The organism is Mycobacterium sp. SMC-14 (genome assembly GCF_046250075.1).
GTDB lineage: Bacteria > Actinomycetota > Actinomycetes > Mycobacteriales > Mycobacteriaceae > Mycobacterium.
Window position 1 is genome coordinate 1,561,760 of sequence record NZ_CP176429.1, and the last position, 26,698, is coordinate 1,588,457.

The following is a 26,698-nucleotide window of genomic DNA, read 5'->3' on the forward strand; positions in this document are numbered from 1 at the left end:
CACCCGTGAAGAGCACCGTCGAGCAGCTGACCCCGACCCGGGTTCGCATCAACGTTGAGGTGCCGTTCACCGAGCTTCAGCCGGACTTCGAGCGGACCTACAAGGAGCTGGCCAAGCAGGTGCGGTTGCCGGGCTTCCGGCCGGGTAAGGCTCCGGCCAAGCTCATCGAGGCTCGTTTCGGTCGTGCCGCGGTGTTGCAGCAGGTGGTCAACGAGGCGCTGCCGAGTCGCTACAGCGAGGCCGTGACGAGCTCGGACCTCAAGCCGCTGGGCCAGCCCGACATCGAGGTCACCAAGCTCGACGACGGTGAGCAGATCGCCTTCACCGCCGAGGTCGACGTGCGCCCGGACATCGCCCTGCCCGACCTGGAGCAGCTCAAGATCACCGTGGACCCCATCGAGGTCAACGACGATGAGGTCGACACCCAGCTCGACGCGCTGCGCGCCCGGTTCGGCACCCTGACCGGTGTCGAGCGCCCGGCCGCGAAGGGCGACTTCGTCTCGATCGACCTGGACGCCACCGTCGATGGGGAAACCGTTGAAGGGGCTGCCACCGAGGGGTTGTCGCACGAGGTCGGATCGGGTCAGCTCATCGAGGGCCTCGACGACGCCATCGTGGGGCTGTCTGCCGGTGAGAGCAAGTCCTTCACCACCAAGCTGGCCGCCGGCCCGCAGGCCGGTAAGGACGCTGAGGTCACGGTCACGGTTCAGTCCGTCAAGGAGCGCGAGCTGCCCGAGGCCGACGACGAATTCGCGCAGCTTGCCAGCGAATACGACACCATCGGCGAACTGCGCGAGAACCTCACCGAGCAGGTGAGCCGGACCAAGCGCATCCAGCAGGCCGAGAAGGTCCGCGAGGCGACGCTGGAGACCCTGGTCGAGCAGGTCGAGATGCCGCTGCCCGAGGCCGTGGTGCAGGCGCACATCGACAACGCCCTGCACAACGCCCTACACGGTCTGGACCACGACGAGAACAAGTTCGCCGAGTCCCTGGCCGAGAAGGGCTCCTCGCGCGCCGAGTTCGACGCCGAGACCCGCAGTGAGGCCGAGAAGTCGGTGAAGACCCAGCTGCTGCTCGACGCGCTCGGCGACAAGCTGGAGATCCAGGTGGGGCAGAACGACCTCACCCAGCACCTGGTGCTGATGGCACGTCAGTACGGCCTCCCGCCGCAGCAGCTGGTTCAGTTCCTGCAGCAGAACAACCAGCTGCCGGCCGTCTTCGCTGACGTGCGTCGCGGCATGGCGTTGGCGGCAGCGGTGCGTGCCGCCGCAGTCAGCGACACCGAGGGCAACGAGATCGACACCGCCGAGTTCTTCGGCGCCGAATCCGACGAGGCGAACGAAGCCGCCGACGCGGCCGCCGAGGCTTTGGCCACCGCCGACGAAGCGGTCGAGGCCGAGGCCGCCACCGACGAGTGACGCTGTAAGCGAACGAAGCCGGTTCGGACCTACTTCAGCCGCGCCGGTTGGTTAGGGTCGGTGCATATGAATCTCGAGAAAGCAGGTATCCCACTGTGAGCCAGCCCGGACTGAATCTCGTCGACTCGGTATACGAGCGGCTACTGCGAGAACGCATCATCTTCCTGGGGTCGCAGGTGGACGACGACATCGCCAACCGGCTGTGCGCCCAGATCCTGTTGTTGGCCGCCGAAGACCCGACCAAGGACATCTCGCTCTACATCAACTCCCCGGGCGGTTCGATCAGCGCGGGGATGGCGATCTACGACACGATGGTGCTGGCGCCGTGTGACGTGGCCACCTACGCGATGGGCATGGCCGCCTCGATGGGCGAGTTCCTGCTCGCGGCGGGCACCAAGGGCAAGCGCTACGCTCTGCCGCACGCCCGGATCCTGATGCACCAGCCGTTGGGCGGGGTGACCGGCAGCGCCGCCGACATCGCCATCCAGGCCGAGCAGTTCGCGGTCATCAAGAAGGAGATGTTCCGGCTCAACGCCGAGTTCACCGGCCAGACCATCGAGCGCATCGAGGCCGACTCCGACCGCGACCGCTGGTTCACCGCCGCCGAAGCGCTGGAGTACGGCTTCGTCGACCACATCATCACCCGCGCCCACGTCAACGGAGATGCATCATGAACCCCGAAACCTTGCGAGCCATCGCGCCGCAGGCGCGCTACATCCTGCCGTCGTTCGTGGAGCACTCCAGCTGGGGCGTCAAGGAGTCCAATCCGTACAACAAGCTGTTCGAGGAGCGGATCATCTTCCTGGGCGTCCAGGTCGACGACGCCTCGGCCAACGACATCATGGCCCAGTTGCTGGTCCTGGAGTCGCTGGACCCCGACCGCGACATCACCATGTACATCAACTCCCCGGGTGGTTCCTTCACCTCGCTGATGGCGATCTACGACACCATGCAGTACGTGCGGGCCGACATCCAGACCGTGTGCCTGGGTCAGGCCGCGTCGGCCGCGGCGGTGTTGCTGGCGGCGGGTACGCCGGGCAAGCGGATGGCGCTGCCCAACGCCCGGGTGCTGATCCACCAGCCGTCGCTGTCGGGCGTGATCCAGGGCCAGTTCTCCGACCTGGAGATCCAGGCCGCCGAGATCGAGCGGATGCGGACCCTGATGGAGTCCACCCTGGCTCGCCACACCGGCAAGGACCCGGAGGTGGTCCGCAAGGACACCGACCGCGACAAGATCCTCACCGCGGCCGAGGCCAAGGAGTACGGGATCATCGACACCGTGCTGGAGTACCGGAAGCTGTCGGCGCAGACCGCCTAGTTTTCTCCACACCGAGCGTGCACTCAGCGCGAATTTCCGGCTGGATTTTCGCGCTGAGTGCACGTTCGGCGTTTTAGCCGGGAGACTGCGGCGGCCAGCTCGTTGATATCGGCCGGGCTGACCCGGCAGCAGCCGCCCACGATGCGTGCCCCCGCGGCAACCCACTGCGGCACCAGCGCGGGGGAGAAGCGCGCCGGCTCGGTCCACCCTCCAGAGCTCCAGTGCTCGCCGCTGTTGGGGTAGGCAACCACCGGCTTGCCGGTGACCTCGGCGGCAATTTCGATCGCCGGTAGGACGTCGTCCGGCGCACAGCAGTTCACTCCCACCGCGACGATCTGCGGCACCCCGGCGGCCACCGCGAACGCCTCGGCGAGCGGCTGCCCGGCGCGGGTCGCCGTGCCGTCAATCGTGTAGCTGAGCCACGCCGGCACATTCGCCTCCTGGACCAGGCCCACCAGGGCCGCCGCCTCGTCGAGGTCCGGCACGGTCTCCAGCGCGAGCAGATCGGCGCCGGCGCCGGCCAGAACCTCCAGCCGCGGTCGGTGCCAAGACGACAACTGTGCAATCGAAAGACCGTAGCGCCCAACGTATTCCGAGCCGTCGGCGCGGGCGGCGCCGTACGGGCCGACCGACGCGGCCACCCAGCGACCAGGCACGTCGCCGCCGGCGTTGCGGGCCAGGCCCACGCTGCGGCGCAACAGTCCGTAGGCCGTGCGTCGGTCGATCCCGCGGGCGGCGAACCCGTCGAAGCTCGCCTGATAGCTGGCGGTGGTGGCGATCTGGGCGCCTGCGGCGAAGAAGGCGGCGTGAACGGCCGCAATCTCTTCGGGGTGCTCGACGAGCAACCGGGCAGACCACAGCGGGTCGGACAGGTCGGCTCCGCGGGCCTCCAGTTCCGTGGCCAGCCCCCCATCGGCGACGAGGACGGTATCGTCGGGCACGGCGAACCCCACGTTGGCCACTGTAGGGCTGGAAGGCTCTGCCTGTCTCACGGCCGGGTAACGCCCCCGAAACGCTCACGCCACGCCAGCGCGTCACACACCGGGCGCGGCGCCTTGGACGATATGTTCTTGGAGCAGGCAGATGGGCCCTGATGAATACCAACGACGCGATTCGGCCTTATCGGTCGCCTCGCACCGGAATGAACGGGTAGCGTCGGAGCAGACACCGGCACCCCGACGACAGACGGCGAACAGGAAGTAGGTCCTAACGCACTATGGCGCGCATTGGAGACGGCGGGGACCTGCTGAAATGTTCGTTCTGCGGTAAGAGCCAGAAGCAGGTTAAGAAGCTCATCGCAGGTCCGGGCGTCTACATCTGCGACGAGTGCATCGACCTGTGCAACGAGATCATCGAAGAGGAACTGGCCGACGCCGACGACGTCAAGCTCGATGAACTGCCCAAGCCCGCGGAGATCCGCGAATTCCTGGAGGGCTACGTCATCGGCCAGGACACGGCCAAGCGCACCCTGGCGGTGGCGGTCTACAACCACTACAAGCGGATCCAGGCCGGCGAGAAGAGTCGGGATTCCCGCTCCGGTGAGCCGGTTGAGCTGACCAAGTCCAACATCTTGATGCTCGGGCCCACCGGCTGCGGCAAGACCTACCTGGCCCAGACCCTGGCCAAGATGCTCAACGTGCCGTTCGCGATCGCCGACGCCACCGCGCTGACCGAAGCGGGCTACGTCGGTGAGGACGTCGAGAACATTCTGCTCAAGCTGATTCAAGCGGCCGACTATGACGTCAAGCGCGCCGAGACCGGCATCGTCTACATCGACGAGGTCGACAAGATCGCCCGCAAGAGCGAGAACCCGTCGATCACCCGCGACGTCTCCGGCGAGGGCGTGCAGCAGGCGTTGCTGAAGATCCTGGAGGGCACCCAGGCCTCGGTTCCCCCGCAGGGTGGCCGTAAGCACCCGCACCAGGAGTTCATCCAGATCGACACCACCAATGTGCTGTTCATCGTGGCCGGAGCTTTCGCCGGACTGGAGAAGATCGTTTCGGATCGGGTTGGCAAGCGAGGCTTGGGTTTCGGTGCCGAGGTCCGATCCAAGGCCGAGATCGACACCACCGACCACTTCGCCGAGGTCATGCCCGAGGACCTGATCAAGTTCGGATTGATCCCGGAATTCATCGGCCGGTTGCCGGTGGTGGCCTCGGTGACCAACCTGGACATGGAGTCGTTGGTCAAGATCCTGTCGGAGCCGAAGAACGCTCTGGTCAAGCAGTACACCCGACTGTTCGAGATGGACGGGGTGGAGCTGGAGTTCAGCCCGGACGCCCTGGAGGCCATCGCGGATCAGGCCATCCACCGCGGCACCGGCGCGCGCGGTCTGCGGGCCATCATGGAAGAAGTCCTGCTGCCGGTCATGTACGACATCCCGAGTCGCAACGACGTCGCCAAGGTCGTCGTGACCAAGGAAACGGTGCAGGACAACGTGTTGCCGACCATCGTGCCGCGCAAGGCATCCCGCGGCGAGCGTCGCGACAAGAGCGCCTGATCCGGGGGCGGCGCTCGTCGCCGCGCAAAGTTACTCGCCAGTACCGAACTTCTCTTAGAGTTGGCGTGCGAGTGAACGTGATGAAAACCACATTTCCGGCTCAAGTTGACCGCGAACCCCGGTGTGACATCGACATTTAACACTGAGTAACCCGAATTTCGACACGGTGTGGCGTCGTATGGTCTATAAGAGCGGTGCAATAATCGGTACTGCCAGTGACAGAAAAACTTGAGGGTGCGCCAGCCGTGTTGCGCGGGCCCGGGTGGACAGTGATGGAAGGCGGGGCCGTGGGGCCGAGTGGTAACGGAGTCGGGTCGGCACCCGGGCGCCAAAAACTCGAGAAGGTCGTCATTCGTTTCGCCGGTGACTCCGGCGACGGCATGCAGCTCACCGGCGATCGCTTCACCTCTGAGGCGGCCCTGTTCGGCAACGACCTGGCCACCCAGCCGAACTACCCGGCCGAAATCCGCGCACCTCAGGGCACCCTGCCCGGTGTCTCGTCGTTCCAGATCCAGATCGCCGACTTCGACATCCTGACCGCCGGTGACCGCCCGGATGTGTTGGTGGCGATGAACCCGGCGGCGCTGAAGGCCAACATCGGCGACCTGCCGCGTGGCGGCATGGTGATCGTCAACTCCGACGAGTTCACCAAGCGCAACCTGGCCAAGATCGGCTACGAGGCCAACCCGCTGGAGACCGAGGAACTCTCCGACTACGTCGTGGTACCGGTCGCGATGACCTCCCTGACCCTGGGTGCGGTCGAGGCGATCGGCGCGACCAAGAAGGACGGCGCCCGGGCCAAGAACATGTTCGCCCTCGGCCTGCTGTCCTGGATGTACGGCCGGGAGCTGGAGAGCAGTGAGCGCTTCATCAAGGAGAAGTTCGCCAAGAAGCCCGACGTGGCCGACGCCAACGTCCTGGCGCTGAAGGCGGGCTGGAACTACGGCGAGACCACCGAGGCGTTCGGCACCACCTACGAGATCGCACCGGCCAAGCTGCCGGCGGGCGAGTACCGCCAGATCTCGGGCAACACCGCGATGGCCTACGGCGTGATCGTCGCCGGCCAGCTGGCCGACACCCAGGTGGTGCTGGGGACCTACCCGATCACCCCGGCCTCGGACATCCTGCACGAGCTGTCGAAGTACAAGAACTTCAACGTGCTGACCTTCCAGGCCGAAGACGAGATCGCCGGCATCGGTGCGGCGATCGGCGCCTCCTACGGCGGCGCGCTGGGCGTCACCAGCACCTCCGGGCCCGGCTTGGCTCTCAAAGCCGAGGCGCTGGGCCTGGCCGTGATGACCGAGCTGCCGCTGCTGCTCATCAACGTCCAGCGCGGCGGCCCGTCCACCGGCCTGCCCACCAAGACCGAGCAGGCCGACCTGATGCAGGCGCTGTACGGACGCAACGGTGAGTCGCCGGTGGCGGTACTGGCGCCGTGCACGCCGTCGGACTGCTTCGACGCGGCCATCGAGGCCGTCCGGATCGCGGTGACCTACCGCACCCCGGTGGTGCTGCTCTCCGACGGCGCGATCGCCAACGGTTCGGAGCCGTGGCGGATCCCGGACGTTGCCGCGATGGCGCCCATCGACCAGAACTTCGCCAAGGCCGGCGAGGACTTCGCGCCGTACGCGCGCGACCCGGAGACCCTGGCCCGGCAGTTCGCCATCCCCGGCACCCCGGGCCTGGAGCACCGGATCGGTGGCCTGGAGAAGGCCAACGGCTCCGGGGCGATCTCCTACGAGCCGGCCAACCACGATCTGATGGTTCGGCTGCGTCAGGCCAAGATCGACGGCATCGAGGTTCCTGACCTGGTGGTCGACGACCCCTCGGGGGACGCCGAGCTGCTGATGCTGGGCTGGGGCAGTTCCTACGGCCCGATCGCCGAGGCCTGTCGGCGGGTCCGGCGTGGCGGCGTCAAGGTTGCGCAGGCGCACCTGCGCAACCTCAACCCGCTGCCGGCCAACCTGGGTGAGGTGCTGCGGCGCTACCCCAAGGTGGTGCTGCCGGAGATGAACCTGGGCCAGTTGGCGCTGCTGCTGCGCGGCCGCTACCTGGTCGACATCCAGTCGGTGACCAAGGTGACCGGCCAGGCGTTCCTGGCCGACGAGGTCGAGGGGATCATCGACGACGCATTGGCCGGCACGCTGGCCGACCGGGAGAATGAGAAGGCGTCGCTGGCCAGGGCCGCGGCGGTCACCATTGCGGGTACAGCAGGAGCGAACTCATGACCACCACCGAAGCTGTCGGCTCGCTTGTCGGAACCGATCTGGGGCTGACCGCGTTGAGCGGGGTCCCCACCACCGACGAGCCGCAGAAGTCCAAGGACTTCACCTCCGACCAGGAGGTGCGCTGGTGCCCGGGCTGTGGCGACTACGCCATCCTCAACTCCGTCCGCAACTTCCTGCCCGAGCTGGGGGTACGGCGGGAGAACGTGGTGTTCGTCAGCGGGATCGGCTGCTCGAGCCGCTTCCCGTACTACATGAACACCTACGGCGTGCACTCGATCCACGGCCGTGGCCCGACGTTCGCCACCGGGCTGGCAACCGCCCGCGAAGACTTGAAGGTGTTCCTGATCACCGGTGACGGCGACGCGCTGTCGATCGGCGGAAACCACCTGATCCACACGCTGCGACGCAACGTCAACATCACCATCCTGCTGTTCAACAACCGGATCTACGGCCTGACCAAGGGCCAGTACTCGCCGACGTCGGAGACCGGCAAGGTCACCAAGTCGACGCCTTACGGGTCGCTGGACAACCCGTTCAACCCGATCTCGCTGGCGATCGGTGCCGAGGCGACGTTCGTCGGGCGTGCCCTGGATTCCGACCGCAAGGGCCTCACCGAGGTCCTGCAAGGTGCCATGGAGCACCGCGGTTCGGCGCTGGTGGAGATCCTGCAGGACTGCCCGGTGTTCAACGACGGCTCTTTCGACCTGCTGCGTAAGGACGGTGCGGACAGCCGCATCATCAACGTCCGCCACGGCGAGCGGGTCGTGTTCGGCGCCGAGGACGAGTACTGCGTCATCAGGTCCGGCTTCGGCCTGGAGGTCGCCAAGACGGCCGATGTCGCGGCCGACCAGATCGTGGTGCACGACGCCACCCAGGCCGACTCCTCGTACGCCTTCGCGCTGTCGCGGCTCTCCGAGCAGGACCTGTCGCACTTCCCGATGGGAATTTTCCGCAAGGTCAGCAAGCCCACCTACGACGACCTGGCGCGCGCGCAGGTTGCCGAGGCCCGGCAGTCGACCGCCAACGACACCGCCGCACTGCAGGCGCTGCTGCGTGGTCGCGACACCTGGACTGTCGACTGACGCCATGACTGCCGGTCGGTTGGCCGGTGTCGTGCTGGCCGGCGGCGCCTCGCGCCGGATGGGCCGCGATAAGGCCACGCTGACCGTGCCCGGTAGGTTCGCCGGTCTGACCCTGGTGGAACACCTGGTCTCGGTGCTGGTGCAGCGCTGCGATCCCGTCTTCGTGGTGGCCGCCCAGGGTCAGGAGTTGCCCGATCTGCCTGCGCAGGTGCTGCGCGACGAAGTGCCCGGGCTGGGTCCGTTGCCGGCTGTTGGGCTGGGGTTGCGAGCGGCGGCACAAGACGGCGCTCGGCGCGCCTTCGTCTGCGCGGTCGACATGCCTTTTCTGACAACGGAATTGATCGATGCGCTCGCTGCTGTCACTGCTGACGTCGTGTTGCCGCACGCCGATCGCGACCACTATCTGGCCGGGGTGTATCGCACCACCTTGGCCGACACCGTCGATGGCTTGGTCGCTGCCGGGGAACGCCGAGTGGGCGCGCTGGTCGACGTGGCCGACGTCCGGCGGATCGTGCTGGCCGACGCGTCACCGCTGGCCAATCTCAACTCTCCGGATGATGTCACCGGCTTGCGCTGAGTCGCTCATCAGCAAATGTGATTACGCGCCGTATATAAGGCGGAAATCGACGACTGCGGATGGTGAAATAAATCATCGTATTATCTGCGCGAGATGCAATAAATATTGGCGTGACGCGGATTAGTGGCGCGGTCGGCTCGCCGCAGGTAGTTGGAAGTGCTTGGCGCGCAAGGCAATTGGATTGGGCATCGCAACGCACTGAGCGCCGAGGTCGACTAGTGCACAAAGCCGTTTGTACACGCCCAATTGCTTGCAGATTGCGATAGGTCCGGCTCTTTCGCCTGCTTATGGGTGTTTGGCCCCGTCGCAGCCCGATGACCTGCGACGAGTGGGGTAGATGATGCTGCTGGGGCCCCTGTAGCGGGTCATTTTCGACGCGGCGAGCGCTGGAAGCGCCTCAAATCTCGCCATTTCCAGTGGTCCAGCCCACAAAAAGCTCGTGATCTGACTCACGCTCGGCGATGTTCGCTGTGGCATCGACGGATCGCCCAATTCTGGCGCTGACCTGCCATAACCATTCTTGACGGCGACGTGATGGTTTCGTTATCTGTCCGAAATATTTGCGTCATGCGGTTGGACTTGTCGTATGAACGTTTCGTAAGTTTCCCCTCGCCCTAATGCAAGGCAAACAAATTGAATCGACGGAACCGCGTGTGAGCGGGGCCGCGGGCGGCCCCTCGAACGCCTCCGCGGTGCCGGGTGCCATCCCGGCGGGCGATCTGCCCCCCGCTGTCGTGCCTGACCTAGACGGCACGTCTCGAAGACCACTCCCGCCTGAAGACCAGGCATGCCGGCCCACTGCCGTGGGCGCACTTCGGAGCGCGCACTGCGAAAGGAAGCATGTTGAAGAACGTCCGCAAGCCCCTCACCCTGGCCGCGATCGCCGGCGCCCTGATCACCGGCGCGGTCGCCCTGTCCGACGCCACCGCCAAGGCGGACAGCGTCAACTGGGACGCCATCGCGGCTTGCGAGTCGGGCGGCAACTGGTCGATCAACACCGGCAACGGCTACTACGGCGGACTGCAGTTCAACGCCGGCACCTGGCGTGCCAACGGCGGCAGCGGCATGCCGCACAACGCCAGCCGTGCCGAGCAGATCCGGGTTGCCGAGAACGTTCTGCGCAGCCAGGGCATCGGTGCCTGGCCGGTGTGCGGCCGTCGCGGCTGAACATCCCTCTAGCGCTAGCGACGACGGCGCCGGGCGAGCAGCCCGGCGCCGTCGCCGTCGGAACAGGACCTGGCCGGCGAGTAGCGTCGGGCGCGTGCCTGACACGCCTCGTGAGCTCGACATCATCCTCTACGGAGCCACCGGTTTCGCTGGGAAGCTGACCGCCCAATACCTGGCCCGCACCGGCGGCGCCGCCCGGATCGGGCTGGCCGGCCGCTCGGCGGAGCGGTTGTGCCAGGTCCGCGATGGTCTCGGATCGCGAGCCCAGGACTGGCCGATCGTGGTGGCCGACGCCGACAAACCGGCAACCCTGGACGCGATGGCGGCCCGCACCCGAGTGGTGATCACCACCGTCGGCCCCTACACCCGTTATGGAATGCCCCTGGTCGCGGCCTGCGCGGCGGCGGGCACCGATTACGTCGACCTCACCGGCGAGACGCTGTTCGTGCGGGAGAGCATCGACCGACACCACAAGCAGGCCGCGGCTAACCGGGCTCGAATCGTGCACGGCTGCGGCTTCGACTCCATTCCGTCGGACATGAGTGTGTACGCCCTGTATCGGGCGGCCCGCGACGACGGCACCGGCGACCTGCTCGACACCGACTACGTCGTCCGAGGTTTCTCCGCCGGGGTGTCAGCCGGCACGCTGGCCTCGATGATCGAGTTCCTGAGCGCCGCTGCCAACGACCCGAAGGCACGACGCCAGCTTTCAGATCCCTACACGCTCAGCTCGGATCGGTCCGCCGAACCGCGATTGGGCCCCGAGCCGGACCTGTCCTGGCGGCGGGGCCAAGACATCGCGCCGGAACTGGACGGTATCTGGACCGCAGGCTTCGCCATGGCGCCCGTCAACACCCGCATCGTGCGGCGCAGCAACGGACTGCTGGACTGGGCCTACGGTCGTCGCTTCCGCTACGCCGAGCACATGAGCGTCGGCTCGTCGGCCGCGGCACCGGCGCTGTCTGGATTGGCGACCGGGATGGGCAAGGTGGCCTTCGGGGTCGGCGGCCACCTCTTGCGGCTCGTGCCGGATGGACTGTTGGAACGGGCGTTGCCCAAGCCGGGCACCGGCCCCAGCCGTAGCCGTCGCGAGAACGGCTACTACCGCATCGAGACGTACACGACTACCAGCAGCGGAGCCCGCTACCGGGCGGACATGGCGCAGCGCGGCGATCCCGGCTACCAGGCCACCTCGGTGCTGCTGGGCGAGAGCGCGCTGGCGCTGGCGCTGGACCGCGACGCCCTGCCCGACCACTACGGTGTGCTCACCCCGGCCGCCGCGATGGGTGATGTGCTGCTGACCAGACTGCCTGCGGCGGGAGTGACGTTAGAGGTTTCCCGGCTGCGCTGATCGGAGCACAAATTGTTCGGTGCCGGCCACTGATCTTTCCGCTAATGTCGTTTTCGACCGCTGCCCCAAGCAGCGCCCAGCAACGAAGGTGGAATCATCATGGCCGGCCTCGACGATCTCTTCGCTCAGATCCCCATCCAGGACATCGCCAACCAGCTTGGCGCCGACTCGGGTGAAGTGGACAGCACCATTCGTACCCTGGTGCCGGTACTGGTCGGCGGGTTGAGCCAGAACGCCCAAGATCCGGGTCAGGCCGACAGCATCGTCAACACCGCCGCCACCTTCGCGGCACAGGGGCTGCTGGACAACGCGTTGGGCGCCAGCCAGTCCGAAGGCCAACAGGTGATCTCCACCATCTTCGGCGGCAACGACACCAGCCAGGTCGCCTCGGCCCTTTCGGGTGCCGGCGCGGGCAACAACGACCTGCTGCAGAAGCTGCTGCCGATCATCGCGCCGATCGTGCTCGCCTACATCGGCAAACAACTGACCGGCCAGAAGGCCGAGCCGGCCCAGCAGCAGGCCTCCGGCGGCGGCCTCGGTGACGTCCTGGGCAGCATCCTGGGTGGTGCGGCCGGCGGCGGCGGTAACAAGTCGATGGGCAGCATCCTGGGCAACGCGCTGGGCGGCAAAACCGGGGAGGCGATCGGCGGAATCCTCGGCGGGCTGCTCGGCGGTAAGAAGTAGCCCACAACAGTCATAGACAAAGCCCCCGGATCAGTCCTGATCCGGGGGCTTTTCTGCGGTGTCATCTGCCTCTGACACCTCCCTGCGGGGATCACCTGGCCATCATTCCTAGAATTGACCGGTGACTGACACTCCCAACGCCGCCAACACCGATCACCTGCCCAAGTCATGGGAGCCGGGTGCGGTAGAGGACGCGATCTACCAGCGTTGGGTGGATGCCGGCTACTTCACCGCCGATCCCACCAGCGAAAAGCCCGGCTACTCGATCGTGCTGCCCCCGCCGAACGTCACCGGCAGCCTGCACATGGGGCATGCGCTCGACCACACCCTGATGGACGTGTTGACCCGTCGCAAGCGGATGCAGGGCTACGAGGTGTTGTGGCTGCCCGGCATGGACCACGCCGGCATCGCCACCCAGAGCGTGGTGGAGCGTCAGCTCGCCGCCGACGGTAAGACCAAGGAAGACTTCGGCCGCGAACAGTTCATCGAGAAGGTGTGGGACTGGAAGCGGGAGTCCGGCGGCACCATCGGCGCCCAGATGCGCCGGCTCGGCGACGGCGTGGACTGGAGTCGCGAACGGTTCACCATGGACGAGGGGCTGTCACGGGCGGTCCGCACCATCTTCAAGCGGCTCTACGACGCGGGGCTGATCTACCAGGCTGAACGACTGGTCAACTGGTCGCCCGTGCTGGAGACCGCGATCAGCGACCTCGAGGTCAAGTACGAAGACATCGAGGGCGAACTGGTGTCATTCCGGTACGGCTCGCTCGATGACGCCGAACCCCACATCGTGGTGGCCACCACCCGGCTGGAGACCATGCTCGGTGACACCGCGATCGCGGTGCATCCCGACGACGACCGCTACCGCGACCTGGTGGGCAGCTCACTGCCGCACCCCTTCTCCGACCGTCAGATCGCGGTGGTGGCCGACGCCCACGTCGACCCCGAATTCGGCACCGGCGCGGTGAAAGTCACCCCCGCCCACGACCCCAACGACTTCGAGATCGGTCTGCGACACCAGCTGGACATGCCGACGATTCTGGACAAACGCGCCCGGATCACCGGCACCGGAACACAGTTCGACGGCATGGACCGCTTCGAGGCGCGCGTCGCGGTGCGCGAAGCGCTGGCAGCCCAAGGCCGCATAGTCGCCGAGAAGCGGCCCTACCTGCACAGCGTCGGGCATTCCGAGCGCAGCGGCGAGGTCATCGAACCGCGTCTGTCCATGCAGTGGTGGGTCGACGTCTCCTCGCTGGCCAAGGCCGCCGGTGACGCGGTCCGAGACGGCGACACGGTCATCCATCCGAAGAGCCTGGAGCCGCGCTGGTTCGCCTGGGTCGACGACATGCACGACTGGTGCATCTCGCGGCAGCTGTGGTGGGGGCACCGCATCCCCATCTGGCACGGGCCCAACGGCGAGAAGGTCTGCGTCGGCCCGGACGAGACCCCGCCGGAGGGCTGGGAGCAGGACCCCGACGTGCTGGACACCTGGTTCTCCTCGGCGTTGTGGCCGTTCTCCACGATGGGCTGGCCGGACGCCACGCCGGAGCTGGAGAAGTTCTATCCGACCAGCGTTTTGGTGACCGGCTACGACATCCTGTTCTTCTGGGTGGCCCGGATGATGATGTTCGGCACCTTCGTCGGTGGCGACGCTGCGCTGCCCGACGCCCATGTTCCGTTCCGCAACGTGTTCCTGCACGGCCTGATCCGCGACGAACACGGCCGCAAGATGAGCAAATCGCGCGGCAACGGGATCGACCCGCTGGACTGGGTCGAGACGTTCGGTGCCGACGCGCTGCGGTTCACTCTCGCGCGCGGCGCCAGCCCCGGCAGTGACCTGTCGATCGGTGAGGACCACGCCCGCGCGTCGCGCAACTTCGTCACCAAACTGTTCAACGCGACCCGGTTCGCGCTGATGAACGGTGCCTCGCCGGCCCCGCTGCCGGCGATCGAGGAGCTGACCGATGCGGACCGCTGGATTCTGGGGCGGTTGGAAGAGGTTCGTGCCGAGGTGGATTCGGCGTTCGAAGGCTACGAGTTCGGTCGAGCCTGCGAGGCGCTGTACCACTTCGCCTGGGACGAGTTCTGCGACTGGTACGTCGAGCTGGCCAAGACCCAGCTGGGACAGGGCCTTACGCACACCACAGCCGTGCTCGCCGCGGTGCTGGACAACCTTCTGCGGCTGTTGCACCCGGTGATCCCGTTCGTCACCGAAACCCTGTGGCAGGAGCTCACCGGTGCGGAGTCGCTGGTGATCGCGGACTGGCCGGTGTCGTCGGGCGTCGCACTCGACCAGGTTGCCGCGCAACGGATCACCGACATGCAGAAATTGGTGACCGAGGTGCGTCGGTTCCGCAGCGACCAGGGCCTGCGTGACCGGCAGAAGGTCCCGGCCCGGCTGACCGGTATCGACGACGCCGACCTGGTCACCCAGGTGGCAGCGGTGACCTCCCAGGCTTGGCTGACCGAGCCCGGCGAGGACTTCGCGGCGTCGGCCACCGTCGAGGTGCGGCTGCAGCACGGCACCGTCGTCGTCGAACTGGACACCTCCGGCACCGTCGACGTCGAAGCCGAGCGTCGGCGGCTGGAGAAGGATCTGGCCACTGCGCGCAAGGAGCTCGAGGCCACTTCGGCCAAGCTCGGCAATGAGGCGTTCCTGGCCAAGGCGCCCGAAGCGGTGGTCGACAAGATCCGAGGTCGTCAACAGTTGGCCGGCGACGAAGTGGAGCGGATCACGGCACGTCTGGCAGGCCTGGCGTGACCGATCAACCGATCGGCACCACAGAGCCCACCCCGGACGAGATTGCGGCGCTGCTGCAGGTCGAACACCTTCTTGATCAGCGGTGGGGCGAGACCAAGATCGAGCCGAGCCTGACCCGGATCAACGCCCTGCTCGAGCTGCTCGGTTCGCCGCAGCGCACTTACCCGTCTATCCACGTCGCCGGCACCAACGGCAAGACCTCGGTGGTGCGGATGATCGATGCGTTGCTGACGGCGTTTTCTCGCCGTACCGGACGCACCACCAGCCCGCACCTGCAGTCGGCGGTCGAGCGCATCGCGATCGACGGCCAGCCGATCAGCCCGGGCCGGTATGTGGAGACCTACGCCGAGATCGAGCCCTTCGTGCAGATGGTCGACGCGTCCTCGCAGGCCGACGGGGGACCGGCGATGAGCAAGTTCGAGGTGCTCACCGGGATGGCGTTCGCGGCCTTCGCCGACGCTCCGGTCGATGTCGCCGTGGTGGAAGTCGGCATGGGCGGCCGCTGGGATGCCACCAACGTCGTCGAGGCTCCGGTCGCTGTCATCACCCCGATCGGTATCGACCATGTCGACTATCTCGGCGACGACATCGCTGGGATCGCCGCGGAGAAGGCCGGGATCATCCATCGCTCGTCGGACGAACTGACCGACACCGTGGCGGTGATCGCCCGCCAGGCGCCCGAGGTGATGGAGGTGTTGCTGGCGCAGTCCGTTCGCGCCGATGCCGCGGTGGCACGGGAGAACTCCGAGTTCGCGGTGCGCAGCCGCCAGCTCGCGGTCGGCGGGCAGGTGCTGGAACTTCAGGGGTTGGGCGGGGTGTACTCCGACCTTTTTCTGCCGCTGCACGGCGAGCATCAGGCCCACAATGCGGTGCTGGCGCTGGCGGCGGTCGAGGCGTTCTTCGGGGCCGGCGCCGACCGGCAGCTCGATGTCGACACCGTTCGGGCGGGCTTCGCCGCGGTGCGCAGCCCCGGCAGGCTGGAGCGGATGCGCAGCTCGCCCACGGTATTCATCGACGCCGCGCACAACCCGGCCGGAGCCGCCGTGCTGGCCCAGGCCCTGGCCGAAGATTTCGACTTCCGATACCTGGTCGGTGTGGTCAGCGTGCTGGGCGACAAGGACGTCGACGGGATCCTGGCGGCGCTGGAGCCGGCATTCGACCGAATTGTGGTGACCCATAACGGTTCTCCGCGAGCGCTGGACGTCGAAACGCTGACCGTGGCGGCGGCGAAGTGGTTCGGTGACGACCGGGTGGTTACCACCGAAACGCTTGAAGACGCGATCGACACCGCTACGGCGCTGGTCGATGAATTCGACTCCGAGGGCGAAGCCTCCGGGGCTGGCATCGTGATCACCGGCTCGGTGGTCACCGCGGGCGCGGCTCGCTCTCTGTTCGGGAAGGACCCGGCATGACCCAACAGTCAGATGCTCCCGATCCGTGGCGGGGTTTCCGCGGCGTGATGGCCGCGACACTGATACTTGAAGCCATCACGGTGCTGCTGGCTCTGCCGGTGGTCAGCGTGGTCGGGGGCGGCCTGACGCCCTTCTCGCTGGCGTACCTGCTCGGCCTGGCATTGGTACTGCTGCTGTTCGCCGGCATCCAGGGCCGCAGCTGGGCGATCTGGGCCAATCTGGCGCTGCAGCTGGTGCTGGTGGCCGGATTCGTGATTTACCCCGGCGTGGGCATCATGGGCTTGGTGTTCACCGCGGTGTGGGCACTGATCGCTTATTTCCGGGCCGTGGTCTTGCGACGCTCGTGACGGATCCGGTCACCGGGCCGGTACGCTATCGCCCGTGCCGCTGGCGATGACGCAGAGCGGAACGATGGGACAGGAGCGGCGCTGCATGACTGAGCGGACTTTGGTACTGATCAAGCCGGACGGCGTGAACCGTCGACTGGTGGGCGAGATCATCAACCGGATCGAGAAGAAGGGCCTGACGCTGGCGGCCCTGGAACTGCGGCCGGTGCAGCAGGCCGTGGCCCGGCAGCACTACGCCGAGCACGATGGCAAGGCGTTCTTCGCTTCGCTGCTGGACTTCATCACCTCAGGTCCCGTGGTCGCCGCCGTGGTGGAGGGACCGCGCGCGATCGAGGCGTTCCGGCAGCTCGCCGGTGGCACCGACCCGGTGGCCAAGGCCACCCCGGGCACCATCCGTGGCGATTTCGGTCTGGAAACCCAGTTCAACTTGGTGCACGGCTCGGACTCGCCGGAGTCGGCGGAGCGTGAGATCGCGCTGTGGTTCCCCGACCTGAAGCCGTCGGCGTCGGCCACTCCGATGACCTTGGCCTGACGCCGGAAGTTAGTGCCTTTCGTCCGGCTCCTGTGGATTGTGTGGGATACTGACTAACGGGTGAACGTCACCGGACCGGTGTCCGACACCCGAATGAAGACTTCGGCGAGTGCGACGGTCGCGATATGTGATGCGGCGCCGATCGCCGGTTCTCATTCAGCCAGGCACCGAGTCGGTTCAACCCGAGCCCCTCGGAGCGAGACCACCACAAGCCCGGGGAAGTGAGCCGGGCCCATAACGAGAAGTCCTCGCGTGGCCGCGTCGCAACGACGCGCCCGGGGGCTTGAGGAGACGTACGTGTCAGACCCCTCTCTTTTTAAAAGCCCCGATTCAGACGCTTCAGCAGCGCACGAACACGAGGAGTTGCCCGATCGACTGCGGGTGCACTCGCTGGCGCGGGTTCTGGGCACCACCAGCAGGCGGGTCCTGGAAGCGCTGACCGAGCTGGACGGCCGGGCGCGCAGCGCCCATTCCAGCGTGGACCGTGTCGAGGCGGTGCGAGTCCGAGACCTGCTGGAGTCGGTCGCCGCACCCGCTGTCGGCGGGTTGTTCCAGGAGGCCGGCGAAGCCGAGGGAACCGGCGAGGTCCCTGACGAGCCCGAGTCCCGGCTGCTGCTGGAGACGGCCCCGGAGCCGGTCGCCGCGCGCGCTGACTACATGCCGTTGTTCGTCGCGCCGCAGCCGGTCGCCTTTGAGCGCCCGGTGCCCCGTGTCGCCGATGCTGAAGACGACGATGACGATGACGACGACCTCGGCGGTTCCGACGCCGACGCCGATGCCGACGACGAGAACGGGGACCGGCCGGCCAACCGGCGTCGGCGCCGTGGGCGCCGCGGCCGTGGTCGGGGTCGCGGCTCCGAGGGGGCGGCAGCCGAGGACGCCGACGACGAGACCGAGGACGATGACTCGGCCGCGGAATCGGAGGAGGCCGGGGACGCCGAGGACGCCGCTGACGAAGAGGGCGGTTCGGCTGAGGACGCGGGCAACCGTCGTCGTCGCCGCCGTCGTCGGCGCAAGGCCGGGGCGGGCGAGGAAGAGGACGCCGCGTCGTCGGACGACCCGCCGAACACCGTCGTGCACGAACGGGCGCCGCGCGCCAAGACCAGCCGGTCCGCCAAGAGCGACCGGGGCACCGGCGACGACGAGATCCAGGGCATCACCGGGTCGACTCGGCTGGAGGCCAAGCGGCAGCGTCGCCGTGACGGCCGCGACGCCGGACGCCGCCGGCCGCCGATCCTGAGCGAGGCCGAGTTCCTGGCCCGCCGCGAGGCCGTCGAACGCCGGATGGTGGTCCGGGACCGGGTCCGGACCGAGCCGCCGCATCAGGGCGCCCGCTACACCCAGATCGCCGTGCTGGAAGACGGCGTGATGGTCGAACACTTCGTGACGTCTGCCGCATCGACCTCACTGGTGGGCAACGTCTACCTGGGCGTTGTCCAGAACGTGCTGCCCTCGATGGAGGCCGCCTTCGTCGACATCGGCCGGGGCCGCAACGGCGTGCTCTACGCGGGTGAGGTGAACTGGGAAGCCGCCGGGCTCGGCGGCGCCAACCGAAAGATCGAGCAGGCGCTCAAACCCGGCGACTACGTCGTCGTGCAGGTCAGCAAAGACCCCATTGGGCACAAGGGTGCCCGCCTGACCACCCAGGTTTCGCTGGCCGGCCGCTACTTGGTCTACGTGCCGGGCGCGTCGTCGACCGGTATCAGCCGCAAGTTGCCCGACACCGAACGCCAGCGGCTCAAGGAGATCCTGCGCGAGGTGGTGCCCGCCGACGCCGGCGTGATCATCCGTACCGCGTCGGAGGGCGTCAAGGAATCCGACATCCGCTCTGATGTCGAACGCCTCCAGGAACGCTGGACCCAGATCGAGGCCACCGCGGCCGAGACCAAGGGGAAGGCGGCCGGTGCCGCGGTCGCGCTCTACGAAGAGCCCGACGTGCTGGTCAAGGTGATCCGAGACCTGTTCAACGAGGACTTCTCCGAGTTGGTGGTCTCCGGTGACGACGCGTGGGCCACGATCAACGAGTATGTGGGCTCGGTGGCGCCCGAGTTGGTGTCGAAGCTGACCCGCTACTCCGCGCCCACCGGCCCGGACGGTCAGGCCGGCCCGGACGTATTCGCCGTGCACCGGATCGACGAACAGCTGGCCAAGGCGCTGGACCGCAAGGTCTGGCTGCCCTCGGGAGGCACGCTGGTGATCGACCGGACCGAGGCGATGACGGTGGTCGACGTCAACACCGGCAAGTTCACCGGCTCCGGGGGCAACCTCGAGGAGACGGTGACCAAGAACAACTTGGAGGCCGCCGAGGAGATCGTGCGGCAGCTGCGCCTTCGTGACATCGGCGGCATCATCGTCATCGACTTCATCGACATGGTGCTGGAGTCCAACCGGGACCTGGTGCTGCGCCGACTGACCGAGGCGCTGGGCCGCGACCGAACCCGCCATCAGGTTTCGGAGGTGACCTCGCTGGGTCTGGTGCAGCTGACCCGCAAGCGCCTGGGCACGGGACTGATCGAGGCGTTCTCGACGTCATGTCAGCACTGCGCCGGACGGGGCATCGTGCTGCACGCCGACCCGGTGGACTCGGCCGCGCCGGGGCGAAAGTCCGAATCGGGTGGCAGCAGCACCAGCGGCAGCCGTCGCAGCAAGCGCGCGAAGAAGCCGAAGGTCGACGAACCGCCGGTCACCAAGGTTCCGGTGCACACACCCGGCGACCACCCGATGTTCAAGGCGATGGCCGCGGCCAGCGATCGTCACGACGATGAGTCCGACGACGAGCACGAGACCGCGCCCGACACCGATGAGCTGTTGGTGAACCTCGCCGAGCAGGGCACCGAAGGTGCCGACGAGGCCGAGGGCGCCGACGAGGTCGCTCAGGACGACGTGGAGTCAGGCGTGGCCGACGAGGACCTCGCTGACGCCGACGACGACGAAGACACCGACGAAGACACCGACGACGAAGACGCCGCCGATGAAGACGAAGACGCCGACGACGACGAAGAAGACGCCGACGAAGTCGATCTCGACGACGATGACGACGAGGACTTCGACGACGACCTCGATGTCATCGATGAGTCGGACGAGTCTGATGAGTCTGATGAGGACGACGACTCCGAGGATTCCGAGGACTTTGACGAGCCCGAGGTGCCGGTGGCACTGGTCGAGCGTCCGCGACGTCGGCGTGCGGCGGCCCGACCTGCCGGACCTCCGATCTAAGGTCGTGCCGGTTTGACCCCTTAGCCGCTGGTCACGTACCCTTGACCAGTTGTCGCCAGGCGGGAATAACCACAGCTCGGCGGACAGAACCCCAGACACCTGCGCAAGTCCCGATGGCGTGCGCGCCCGAGAAGCAGAGGTAGAAACCAACGATGGCGACGTACGCAATCGTCAAAACCGGCGGCAAGCAGTACAAGGTTGCCGTTGGTGACGTGCTCAAGGTTGAGAAGATCGAGTCCGAGCCGGGATCGTCGGTCTCGCTGCCGGTCGCGCTGGTCGTGGACGGTGCCACCGTCACCACCGACGCCGCCAAGCTGGCGAAGGTCGCGGTCACCGGTGAGATCCTGGAGCACACCAAGGGCCCCAAGATCCGCATCCACAAGTTCAAGAACAAGACCGGCTACCACAAGCGGCAGGGTCACCGTCAGCAGCTGACCGTGCTCAAGGTCACCGGAATCAAGTAGCAGCAGGAGGCAGCGAGATGGCACACAAAAAGGGCGCTTCCAGCTCACGTAACGGGCGCGACTCAAACGCCCAGCGACTCGGCGTCAAGCGGTTCGGCGGCCAGGTCGTCAAGGCCGGCGAGATCCTGGTCCGCCAGCGGGGTACCCACTTCCACCCCGGCGTCAACGTCGGGCGCGGCGGCGACGACACCCTGTTCGCCACTGCACCCGGTGCGGTCGAATTCGGTGTGAAGCGTGGCCGCAAGTTGATCAACATCGTGCCTGTCGCCCGCGACTAGTCGCTGGCGTAACTGGGCGCCTTTGGGCGCCGGATAGGTAGTAACGCCATGTCCCGGTTCGTCGACCGCGTTGTCATCCATGTGCGGGCCGGCGACGGGGGCAACGGCTGCGCCTCGATTCACCGGGAGAAGTTCAAGCCGCTCGGTGGTCCCGACGGTGGCAACGGCGGCCGCGGCGGCAGCGTCGTGCTGGTCGTCGACCCCCAGGTGCACACCCTGCTGGACTTTCACTTTCGGCCGCACATCGACGCGGCGTCCGGCAAGCAGGGCCAGGGCAACAACAAGGACGGCGCTTTCGGCGCGGACCTGGAGATCAAAGTTCCCGACGGCACTGTCGTGCTCGACGAGCACGGGCGGCTGCTGGCCGACCTGGTGGGCACGGGTGCCCGCTTCGAGGCAGCCGCCGGCGGCCGAGGCGGGCTGGGCAACGCGGCCCTGGTGTCGCGCGCCCGAAAGGCGCCCGGCTTCGCGTTGCTGGGGGAGAAGGGCGAGACCCGCGACCTCACGCTGGAACTCAAGACCGTTGCCGACGTCGGGCTGATCGGATTCCCCTCCGCGGGCAAATCCGCTCTGGTGTCGGTGATCTCGGCAGCCAAACCCAAGATCGCCGACTATCCGTTCACCACGCTGGCGCCGAACCTGGGCGTGGTCTCGGCTGGCGAGCACACCTTCACGGCGGCAGATGTGCCCGGCCTCATCCCGGGCGCCTCCGCCGGGCGTGGCCTGGGTCTGGACTTTCTGCGGCACATCGAACGCTGCGCGGTGCTGGTCCACATCGTGGACTGTGCGACCGCCGAGCCGGGTCGTGACCCGCTCTCCGATATCGAAGCGATCGAAGCCGAACTGGCCGCCTATACCCCCACCATGCAAGGGGATTCGACGCTGGGCGACCTGGTCGACCGGCCGCGGGCCGTGGTGCTCAACAAGATCGACGTGCCCGAGGCGCTGGAGATGGCCGAGTTCGTCCGTGACGACATCGCGGCCGAGCGCGGCTGGCCTGTGTTCATGGTCTCGACGGTCAGCCGTGCCGGCTTGCGGCCATTGACATTCGCGCTGGCCGAGATGGTGTCGGCGTACCGCGCGGCGCAGCCGGAGCCGGTCGCGCGCCGCCCGGTGATCCGGCCCGTGCGCGCGGGCGATACCGGGTTCACCGTGGAATCCGACGGCGAGGGTGGTTTCCTGGTGCGCGGTACACAACCCGAGCGCTGGGTGCATCAGACCAACTTCGACAACGACGAGGCGGTCGGCTACCTGGGCGATCGGCTGGCCCGACTCGGGGTCGAGGACGAGCTGCTGAAGCGGGGCGCCAAACCGGGCTGCGCGGTGACCATCGGGGAGATGACGTTCGACTGGGAGCCAGCTACGCAGGCCGGGGTGGACATCACGCTGTCCGGCCGCGGCACTGACACCAGGCTGGAGCGCAGCGACCGAGTGGGTGCCGCCGAGCGCAAGGTGGCACGCAAGCAGCGCCGAGAGCATTCGGAGGAAGAGTGACCGGCAGTGGTGCGCGCGAAGCGATTCGCGCCGCGCGCACCGTCGTGGTCAAGATCGGCACCACCGCACTGACCACCGAGTCCGGCATGTTCGACGCGGCGCGGTTGGCCGGGCTGGCCGAGGCGATCGAAGCCCGAATGAAGGCGGGCTCGGACGTGACGATCGTGTCCTCGGGGGCCATCGCCGCGGGCCTGGAGCCGCTCGGATTGTCCAAGCGGCCAAGCGATCTGGCCACCAAACAAGCCGCCGCCAGTGTGGGCCAGGTGGCACTGGTCAACGCCTGGAGTGCCGCCTTCGGCCGGTTCGGCCGCACCGTGGGGCAGGTGTTGCTGACCGCGCAGGACGTGTCGATGCGGGTCTCCCATACCAACGCCGCCCGCACCCTGGACCGGCTGCGCGCATTGCACGCGGTGGCGATCGTCAACGAGAACGACACGGTGGCCACCAGCGAGATCCGTTTCGGCGACAACGACCGGCTCTCGGCGCTGGTGGCGCATCTGGTGGGCGCCGACGCGCTGGTGCTGCTCTCCGACATCGACGGCCTCTACGACTCCGATCCGCGCAAGGGCCCGGCTCGCCTGGTCCCCGAGGTGTCCGGGCCGGATGACCTTGCCGATGTGGTTGCCAGCGAGGGCAGTCACCTGGGCACCGGCGGCATGGTGTCCAAGCTGTCGTCGGCATTGCTGGCCGCCGACGCGGGAGTGCCGGTGTTGTTGGCCGCCGCCAGCGCGGCAGCATCCGCCCTTTCGGATGCATCGGTGGGCACCGTCTTCGCACCCCGGGCGCAACGGTTGTCGGCGCGCAAGTTCTGGGTGCGCCACGCCGCCGACGCGGCCGGGATGCTGACGCTGGACGCCGGGGCCGTCGAGGCGGTGTTGGCTCGCCGTCGCTCCCTGCTCCCGGCCGGGATCACCGCGGTCTCGGGCAGGTTCTACGGCGGCGATGTGGTTGAACTTTGTGGCCCGGATGGATCGGTGGTGGCCCGCGGCGTGGTCGGCTACGACGCAACGGAGCTGGACGCCATGATCGGTCATTCCACCGCGGAGCTGGCCCCGGATGCACGTCGGCCGGTCGTGCACGCCGATGACCTGGTCGCGGTGTAGCGACTCGTCCGCATGAGCACCGTATTCACCATCGACGGGGCGGGCTGGAGTGGGTTTCTGCGGTTCATGTGCCGCGGCGCGGTCACCAAGGGCAAGACCGTCGAAAACGTCAAGTACCCCAACACCTACTTCGACGGACTGCGCTATGTCCCGGCGGTCGCCGCGGTGCAGCGCGGTGCGCAAGCCCTCGACGAGATGCTGACCGCCCACTTCAACGCCTCACCCAATGCCGATGACGTACTCGTCTACGCCGTGAGCATGGGGGCGCAGGTCGCCTGCAAGTGGCTGCGCGAACGGGGGCCGACCTCATCGGTCCCCACCGACAGGGTGTCGTTTCTGCTACTGGCCAACCCCGAACAGCCGTTCCACGGCATCTATCGGGCCGACCCGAAGCTGGTCACGTTCATGAAGCTGCCCGACTACGGCGGCGTCGGCGTACCTGCGGACACCCGGTTCGCGGTGACGGACCTGTGTCGCCAATACGACGGCATGGCCGACTTTCCCAACCTGCCCGCGGCACACGTCGATTCGCTGGCCGTCAGAAACGCCCTGCTGGGCCTGGTCCTCGTCCACAACAACTACTTTCGGCTCGACATCAACAGTGCCGAGAACGCCCGCGTCCGCCGCGGCAACATCACCTACGTCTTGTCCCCAACCCGGGTACCGCCGGCCTGCGGCCTGTCTGCGCTGTTTCCTGCCCGGCTGAAGCGACGGCGCCAGAAGATCGAAAGCTCCTATGATCGCTCGGCGTGGACCGGCCCTACTTCTCCGTTGGCTTGAGATATAGGGCGCCCCAAACGATTTCGGTCAGTGCAGTGGCGAGCTCGGAATCGTAGTCCGCGTCGCGGACCGGCAGGTTCTGCTGGCATACCCGCTCCACCATCCACGTGAGCGCACTCGCGGTGGCGGCGACGGGTAGCTCGCTGCGAATGGAGCCGTCGGCCTGTCCGTCTTCGATGACCTGGGCCACTCGGCCGGAGATGCCGGTCAGCAGGTCCCGGTAGGTGGCGCCCACCAGTGGGTCGTAGCCGGCCATCTCGCTCAGCGCGATCAGCAGCGGTTGATGCCGCCGATAGTTGGCGATGATCGAGGCCATCGCGGCGCGGACATCGTCGGGATCGTGGCGCTGCGCCACGCCCCACCACTGCTCGGCCCCCGAAGCGAGATCGCCGAACACCTGGCCGGCGAGCCGGCGCAACAAATGACCCTTGTCTTCGAAGTAGATGTAGAAGCTGGCGCGCGAGATGCCGGCCTCGGTCGCGAGGCGGTCCACGCTCAGTTCGGTGAAGCTGGCGCCGGCGCTCATCAGTCGCTCGGTGGCGTCGAGGAGATGCCGTTCGATCTCCTCGCGCCGCTCCTGGCGGCTGGTGGGGGGCTTGCGGGTCACAGAAGCCACAGCGGTCAGCGTAACGGCTAGGCCGACGTCTTGACTAGACACTATGTCTAGACCTACTGTCGGTTCGAGCCCGATGTGACCGGGGCCATACGTCAGGAGGTCTCGTGACTGCACCATCCGCCGCGCTGCGCAGCTACGACACGGTCGACCTGTCCTCACGCGCGTTCTGGTCCAGCACCGCCACGGAGCGGGAGCGCTCCTTTGCGGTGCTGCGCGCCGAGCGTCCGGTGAGCTGGCACCCGCCGGTGCAAGACGCCATGCTCAACGATCCCGACGATCCCGGCTATTGGGCGGTTACCCGCCACGCCGACATCGTCGAGGTGAGCCGAACCAACGAGGTGTTTCTGTCCGGAAAGGGCGTGCAGTTCGAGAATTTCCCCGCAGAGCTGCTGGAAACCACGCAGTCCTTCCTGGCCATGGATCCGCCCCGGCACACCAAACTGCGCAAGCTGGCCACCGCGGCGTTCACTCCCCGGCAGATTCGGCGCATCGAGGACTCGATCAAGGCCAGTGCCAAGGCGATCGTCGGCGAGCTCAAGGCCGCCGGCAGTGGAGCCGACTTCGTCGAGTACTGCTCCAAGGAACTGCCGCTGCGCACGCTGGCTGACATGGTGGGCGTGCCGGATTCCGAGCGCGCACAGGTGGCCCATGCCGCCGACGCGCTGGTGTCGACCAACGACCCGGTGTTCCTCGCCGGGCGCGACCCGCTGGCGGTGATGGGCGAGAACATCATGTACCTGCATCAGGTCGCGGGCGTGCTGGCGGCGCAGCGCCGCGATACTCCCGGTGATGACCTGTTCAGCAGCCTGGTCAACGCTGAGGTCGACGGTGACCGGCTCACGGATGCCGAGGTGTCCGCCTACTTCGTGCTGCTCGCGGTGGCGGGCAACGACACCACCCGCCAGACCGCCAGCCATGCCCTGCGGGCGCTCACCGACTTCCCCGAACAGCGTGCATGGCTGTTGGAGGATTTCGACCGGCGCATCGGGACCGCGGTAGAGGAGTTCATCCGCTACGCCACACCGGTGATGACTTTCCGGCGCACCGCCGCAGCCGATTACGAACTCGGCGGCCAGACCATTCGCGCCGGCGACAAGGTGGCGATGTTCTACGCATCCGGCAACTGGGATGACACTGTGTTCAACGATCCGGACCGCCTGGACCTGAGCCGGGATCCCAATCCGCACCTGGGCTTCGGCGGCGGTGGGCAGCACTACTGCCTGGGGACCCATGTGGCCCGGGCTCAGCTGCGTGCCCTCTTCGGTGAGTTGCTCCATCAGTTGCCGCGCATCGAGGCCGGCGATCCGGAGTACCTGGCGGGCAGCTTCATTCACGGCATCCGCGCCATGTCTTGCACGTTCTGACGGTGG

The 26,698-nt window shown here is 67.2% G+C and carries 22 protein-coding genes and 1 pseudogene; 21 read left to right on the top strand and 2 right to left on the bottom strand.

Features of this window, described 5'->3' with window-relative positions:
• The first annotated feature begins 5 nt into the window (after positions 1 to 5).
• The 3 genes from tig to clpP2 all read left to right on the top strand — a co-directional run bounded on the left by tig (position 6) and on the right by clpP2 (position 2,736).
• Positions 6 to 1,418: a trigger factor gene (gene tig, locus ACKY0W_RS07430; protein WP_409437020.1), complete on the top strand. Its 1,413-nt coding sequence runs from the start codon at positions 6 to 8 to the stop codon at positions 1,416 to 1,418.
• Between the two features lie 95 nt (positions 1,419 to 1,513).
• Positions 1,514 to 2,092, top strand: a complete 579-nt coding sequence (gene clpP1, locus ACKY0W_RS07435; RefSeq protein ID WP_046187628.1) for an ATP-dependent CLP protease proteolytic subunit ClpP1 — start codon at positions 1,514 to 1,516, stop codon at positions 2,090 to 2,092.
• Entirely contained in the window at positions 2,089 to 2,736 is a 648-nt protein-coding gene (clpP2, locus tag ACKY0W_RS07440; protein ID WP_406758499.1) for an ATP-dependent CLP protease proteolytic subunit ClpP2, read from the top strand. The genes clpP1 and clpP2 overlap by 4 nt, the downstream gene beginning before the upstream one ends.
• Positions 2,737 to 2,759: 23 nt before the next feature.
• Here clpP2 and mmuM read toward each other — a convergent pair whose 3' ends face one another.
• Positions 2,760 to 3,698: a homocysteine S-methyltransferase gene (gene mmuM, locus ACKY0W_RS07445; protein WP_409437021.1), complete on the bottom strand. Its 939-nt coding sequence runs from the start codon at positions 3,696 to 3,698 to the stop codon at positions 2,760 to 2,762.
• Positions 3,699 to 3,952: 254 nt separating this feature from the next.
• Here mmuM and clpX point away from each other — a divergent pair, with 254 nt between their 5' ends.
• The 17 genes and pseudogenes from clpX (at position 3,953) to ACKY0W_RS07530 (ending at position 24,712) form a co-directional block, all read left to right on the top strand.
• Positions 3,953 to 5,236, top strand: a complete 1,284-nt coding sequence (gene clpX, locus ACKY0W_RS07450; protein WP_406758501.1) for an ATP-dependent Clp protease ATP-binding subunit ClpX — start codon at positions 3,953 to 3,955, stop codon at positions 5,234 to 5,236.
• 287 nt (positions 5,237 to 5,523) lie between these two features.
• The gene (locus ACKY0W_RS07455) at positions 5,524 to 7,464 is read left to right on the top strand and encodes a 2-oxoacid:acceptor oxidoreductase subunit alpha (protein WP_409437683.1); all 1,941 of its coding nucleotides are present in this window, start codon (positions 5,524 to 5,526) and stop codon (positions 7,462 to 7,464) included.
• Entirely contained in the window at positions 7,461 to 8,546 is a 1,086-nt protein-coding gene (locus tag ACKY0W_RS07460) for a 2-oxoacid:ferredoxin oxidoreductase subunit beta (protein WP_409437022.1), read from the top strand. The genes ACKY0W_RS07455 and ACKY0W_RS07460 overlap by 4 nt, the downstream gene beginning before the upstream one ends.
• 4 nt (positions 8,547 to 8,550) lie before the next feature.
• A complete protein-coding gene (mobA, locus tag ACKY0W_RS07465) occupies positions 8,551 to 9,123 on the top strand; it encodes a molybdenum cofactor guanylyltransferase (RefSeq protein ID WP_409437023.1) in 573 nt (190 codons plus the stop codon).
• Between the two features lie 933 nt (positions 9,124 to 10,056).
• Positions 10,057 to 10,290, top strand: a pseudogene (locus ACKY0W_RS07470) (transglycosylase family protein); the annotation flags it as partial.
• Between the two features lie 94 nt (positions 10,291 to 10,384).
• Positions 10,385 to 11,641: a saccharopine dehydrogenase family protein gene (locus tag ACKY0W_RS07475; protein ID WP_409437024.1), complete on the top strand. Its 1,257-nt coding sequence runs from the start codon at positions 10,385 to 10,387 to the stop codon at positions 11,639 to 11,641.
• A gap of 99 nt (positions 11,642 to 11,740) precedes the next feature.
• Complete coding sequence (locus ACKY0W_RS07480) at positions 11,741 to 12,325, top strand: DUF937 domain-containing protein (RefSeq protein WP_409437025.1); 585 nt, start codon at positions 11,741 to 11,743, stop codon at positions 12,323 to 12,325.
• Between the two features lie 121 nt (positions 12,326 to 12,446).
• Entirely contained in the window at positions 12,447 to 15,086 is a 2,640-nt protein-coding gene (locus tag ACKY0W_RS07485) for a valine--tRNA ligase (RefSeq protein WP_409437026.1), read from the top strand.
• On the top strand, positions 15,083 to 16,498 hold the full coding sequence (gene folC / locus ACKY0W_RS07490; protein WP_409437027.1) for a bifunctional tetrahydrofolate synthase/dihydrofolate synthase: 1,416 nt from the start codon (positions 15,083 to 15,085) through the stop codon (positions 16,496 to 16,498). Before ACKY0W_RS07485 ends, folC begins: the two co-directional genes overlap by 4 nt.
• Positions 16,495 to 16,845 carry a DUF4233 domain-containing protein gene (locus ACKY0W_RS07495; RefSeq protein WP_406758508.1) on the top strand — a complete coding sequence of 117 codons (351 nt, stop codon included), beginning with the start codon at positions 16,495 to 16,497 and terminating at the stop codon, positions 16,843 to 16,845. The genes folC and ACKY0W_RS07495 overlap by 4 nt, the downstream gene beginning before the upstream one ends.
• A gap of 85 nt (positions 16,846 to 16,930) precedes the next feature.
• Positions 16,931 to 17,377 carry a nucleoside-diphosphate kinase gene (gene ndk / locus ACKY0W_RS07500; RefSeq protein ID WP_406758509.1) on the top strand — a complete coding sequence of 149 codons (447 nt, stop codon included), beginning with the start codon at positions 16,931 to 16,933 and terminating at the stop codon, positions 17,375 to 17,377.
• 297 nt (positions 17,378 to 17,674) lie between these two features.
• Complete coding sequence (locus ACKY0W_RS07505; RefSeq protein ID WP_409437028.1) at positions 17,675 to 20,593, top strand: Rne/Rng family ribonuclease; 2,919 nt, start codon at positions 17,675 to 17,677, stop codon at positions 20,591 to 20,593.
• Positions 20,594 to 20,745: 152 nt separating this feature from the next.
• Complete coding sequence (gene rplU, locus ACKY0W_RS07510) at positions 20,746 to 21,057, top strand: 50S ribosomal protein L21 (protein WP_024440773.1); 312 nt, start codon at positions 20,746 to 20,748, stop codon at positions 21,055 to 21,057.
• Positions 21,058 to 21,074: 17 nt separating this feature from the next.
• Complete coding sequence (rpmA, locus tag ACKY0W_RS07515; RefSeq protein ID WP_024440772.1) at positions 21,075 to 21,335, top strand: 50S ribosomal protein L27; 261 nt, start codon at positions 21,075 to 21,077, stop codon at positions 21,333 to 21,335.
• Between the two features lie 48 nt (positions 21,336 to 21,383).
• Positions 21,384 to 22,829 carry a GTPase ObgE gene (gene obgE / locus ACKY0W_RS07520; RefSeq protein WP_409437029.1) on the top strand — a complete coding sequence of 482 codons (1,446 nt, stop codon included), beginning with the start codon at positions 21,384 to 21,386 and terminating at the stop codon, positions 22,827 to 22,829.
• On the top strand, positions 22,826 to 23,932 hold the full coding sequence (gene proB / locus ACKY0W_RS07525) for a glutamate 5-kinase (protein ID WP_409437030.1): 1,107 nt from the start codon (positions 22,826 to 22,828) through the stop codon (positions 23,930 to 23,932). The genes obgE and proB overlap by 4 nt, the downstream gene beginning before the upstream one ends.
• 12 nt (positions 23,933 to 23,944) lie before the next feature.
• Positions 23,945 to 24,712, top strand: a complete 768-nt coding sequence (locus ACKY0W_RS07530) for a PE-PPE domain-containing protein (protein WP_409437031.1) — start codon at positions 23,945 to 23,947, stop codon at positions 24,710 to 24,712.
• Here the strand turns inward: ACKY0W_RS07530 and ACKY0W_RS07535 are convergent.
• Positions 24,693 to 25,328: a TetR/AcrR family transcriptional regulator gene (locus tag ACKY0W_RS07535; RefSeq protein WP_409437032.1), complete on the bottom strand. Its 636-nt coding sequence runs from the start codon at positions 25,326 to 25,328 to the stop codon at positions 24,693 to 24,695. The two genes, ACKY0W_RS07530 and ACKY0W_RS07535, sit on opposite strands and share 20 nt — an antisense overlap.
• A gap of 104 nt (positions 25,329 to 25,432) precedes the next feature.
• On the opposite strand from ACKY0W_RS07535, the gene ACKY0W_RS07540 reads away from it, so the two are divergent.
• Positions 25,433 to 26,692, top strand: a complete 1,260-nt coding sequence (locus ACKY0W_RS07540; protein WP_409437033.1) for a cytochrome P450 — start codon at positions 25,433 to 25,435, stop codon at positions 26,690 to 26,692.
• Positions 26,693 to 26,698: the final 6 nt, after the last annotated feature.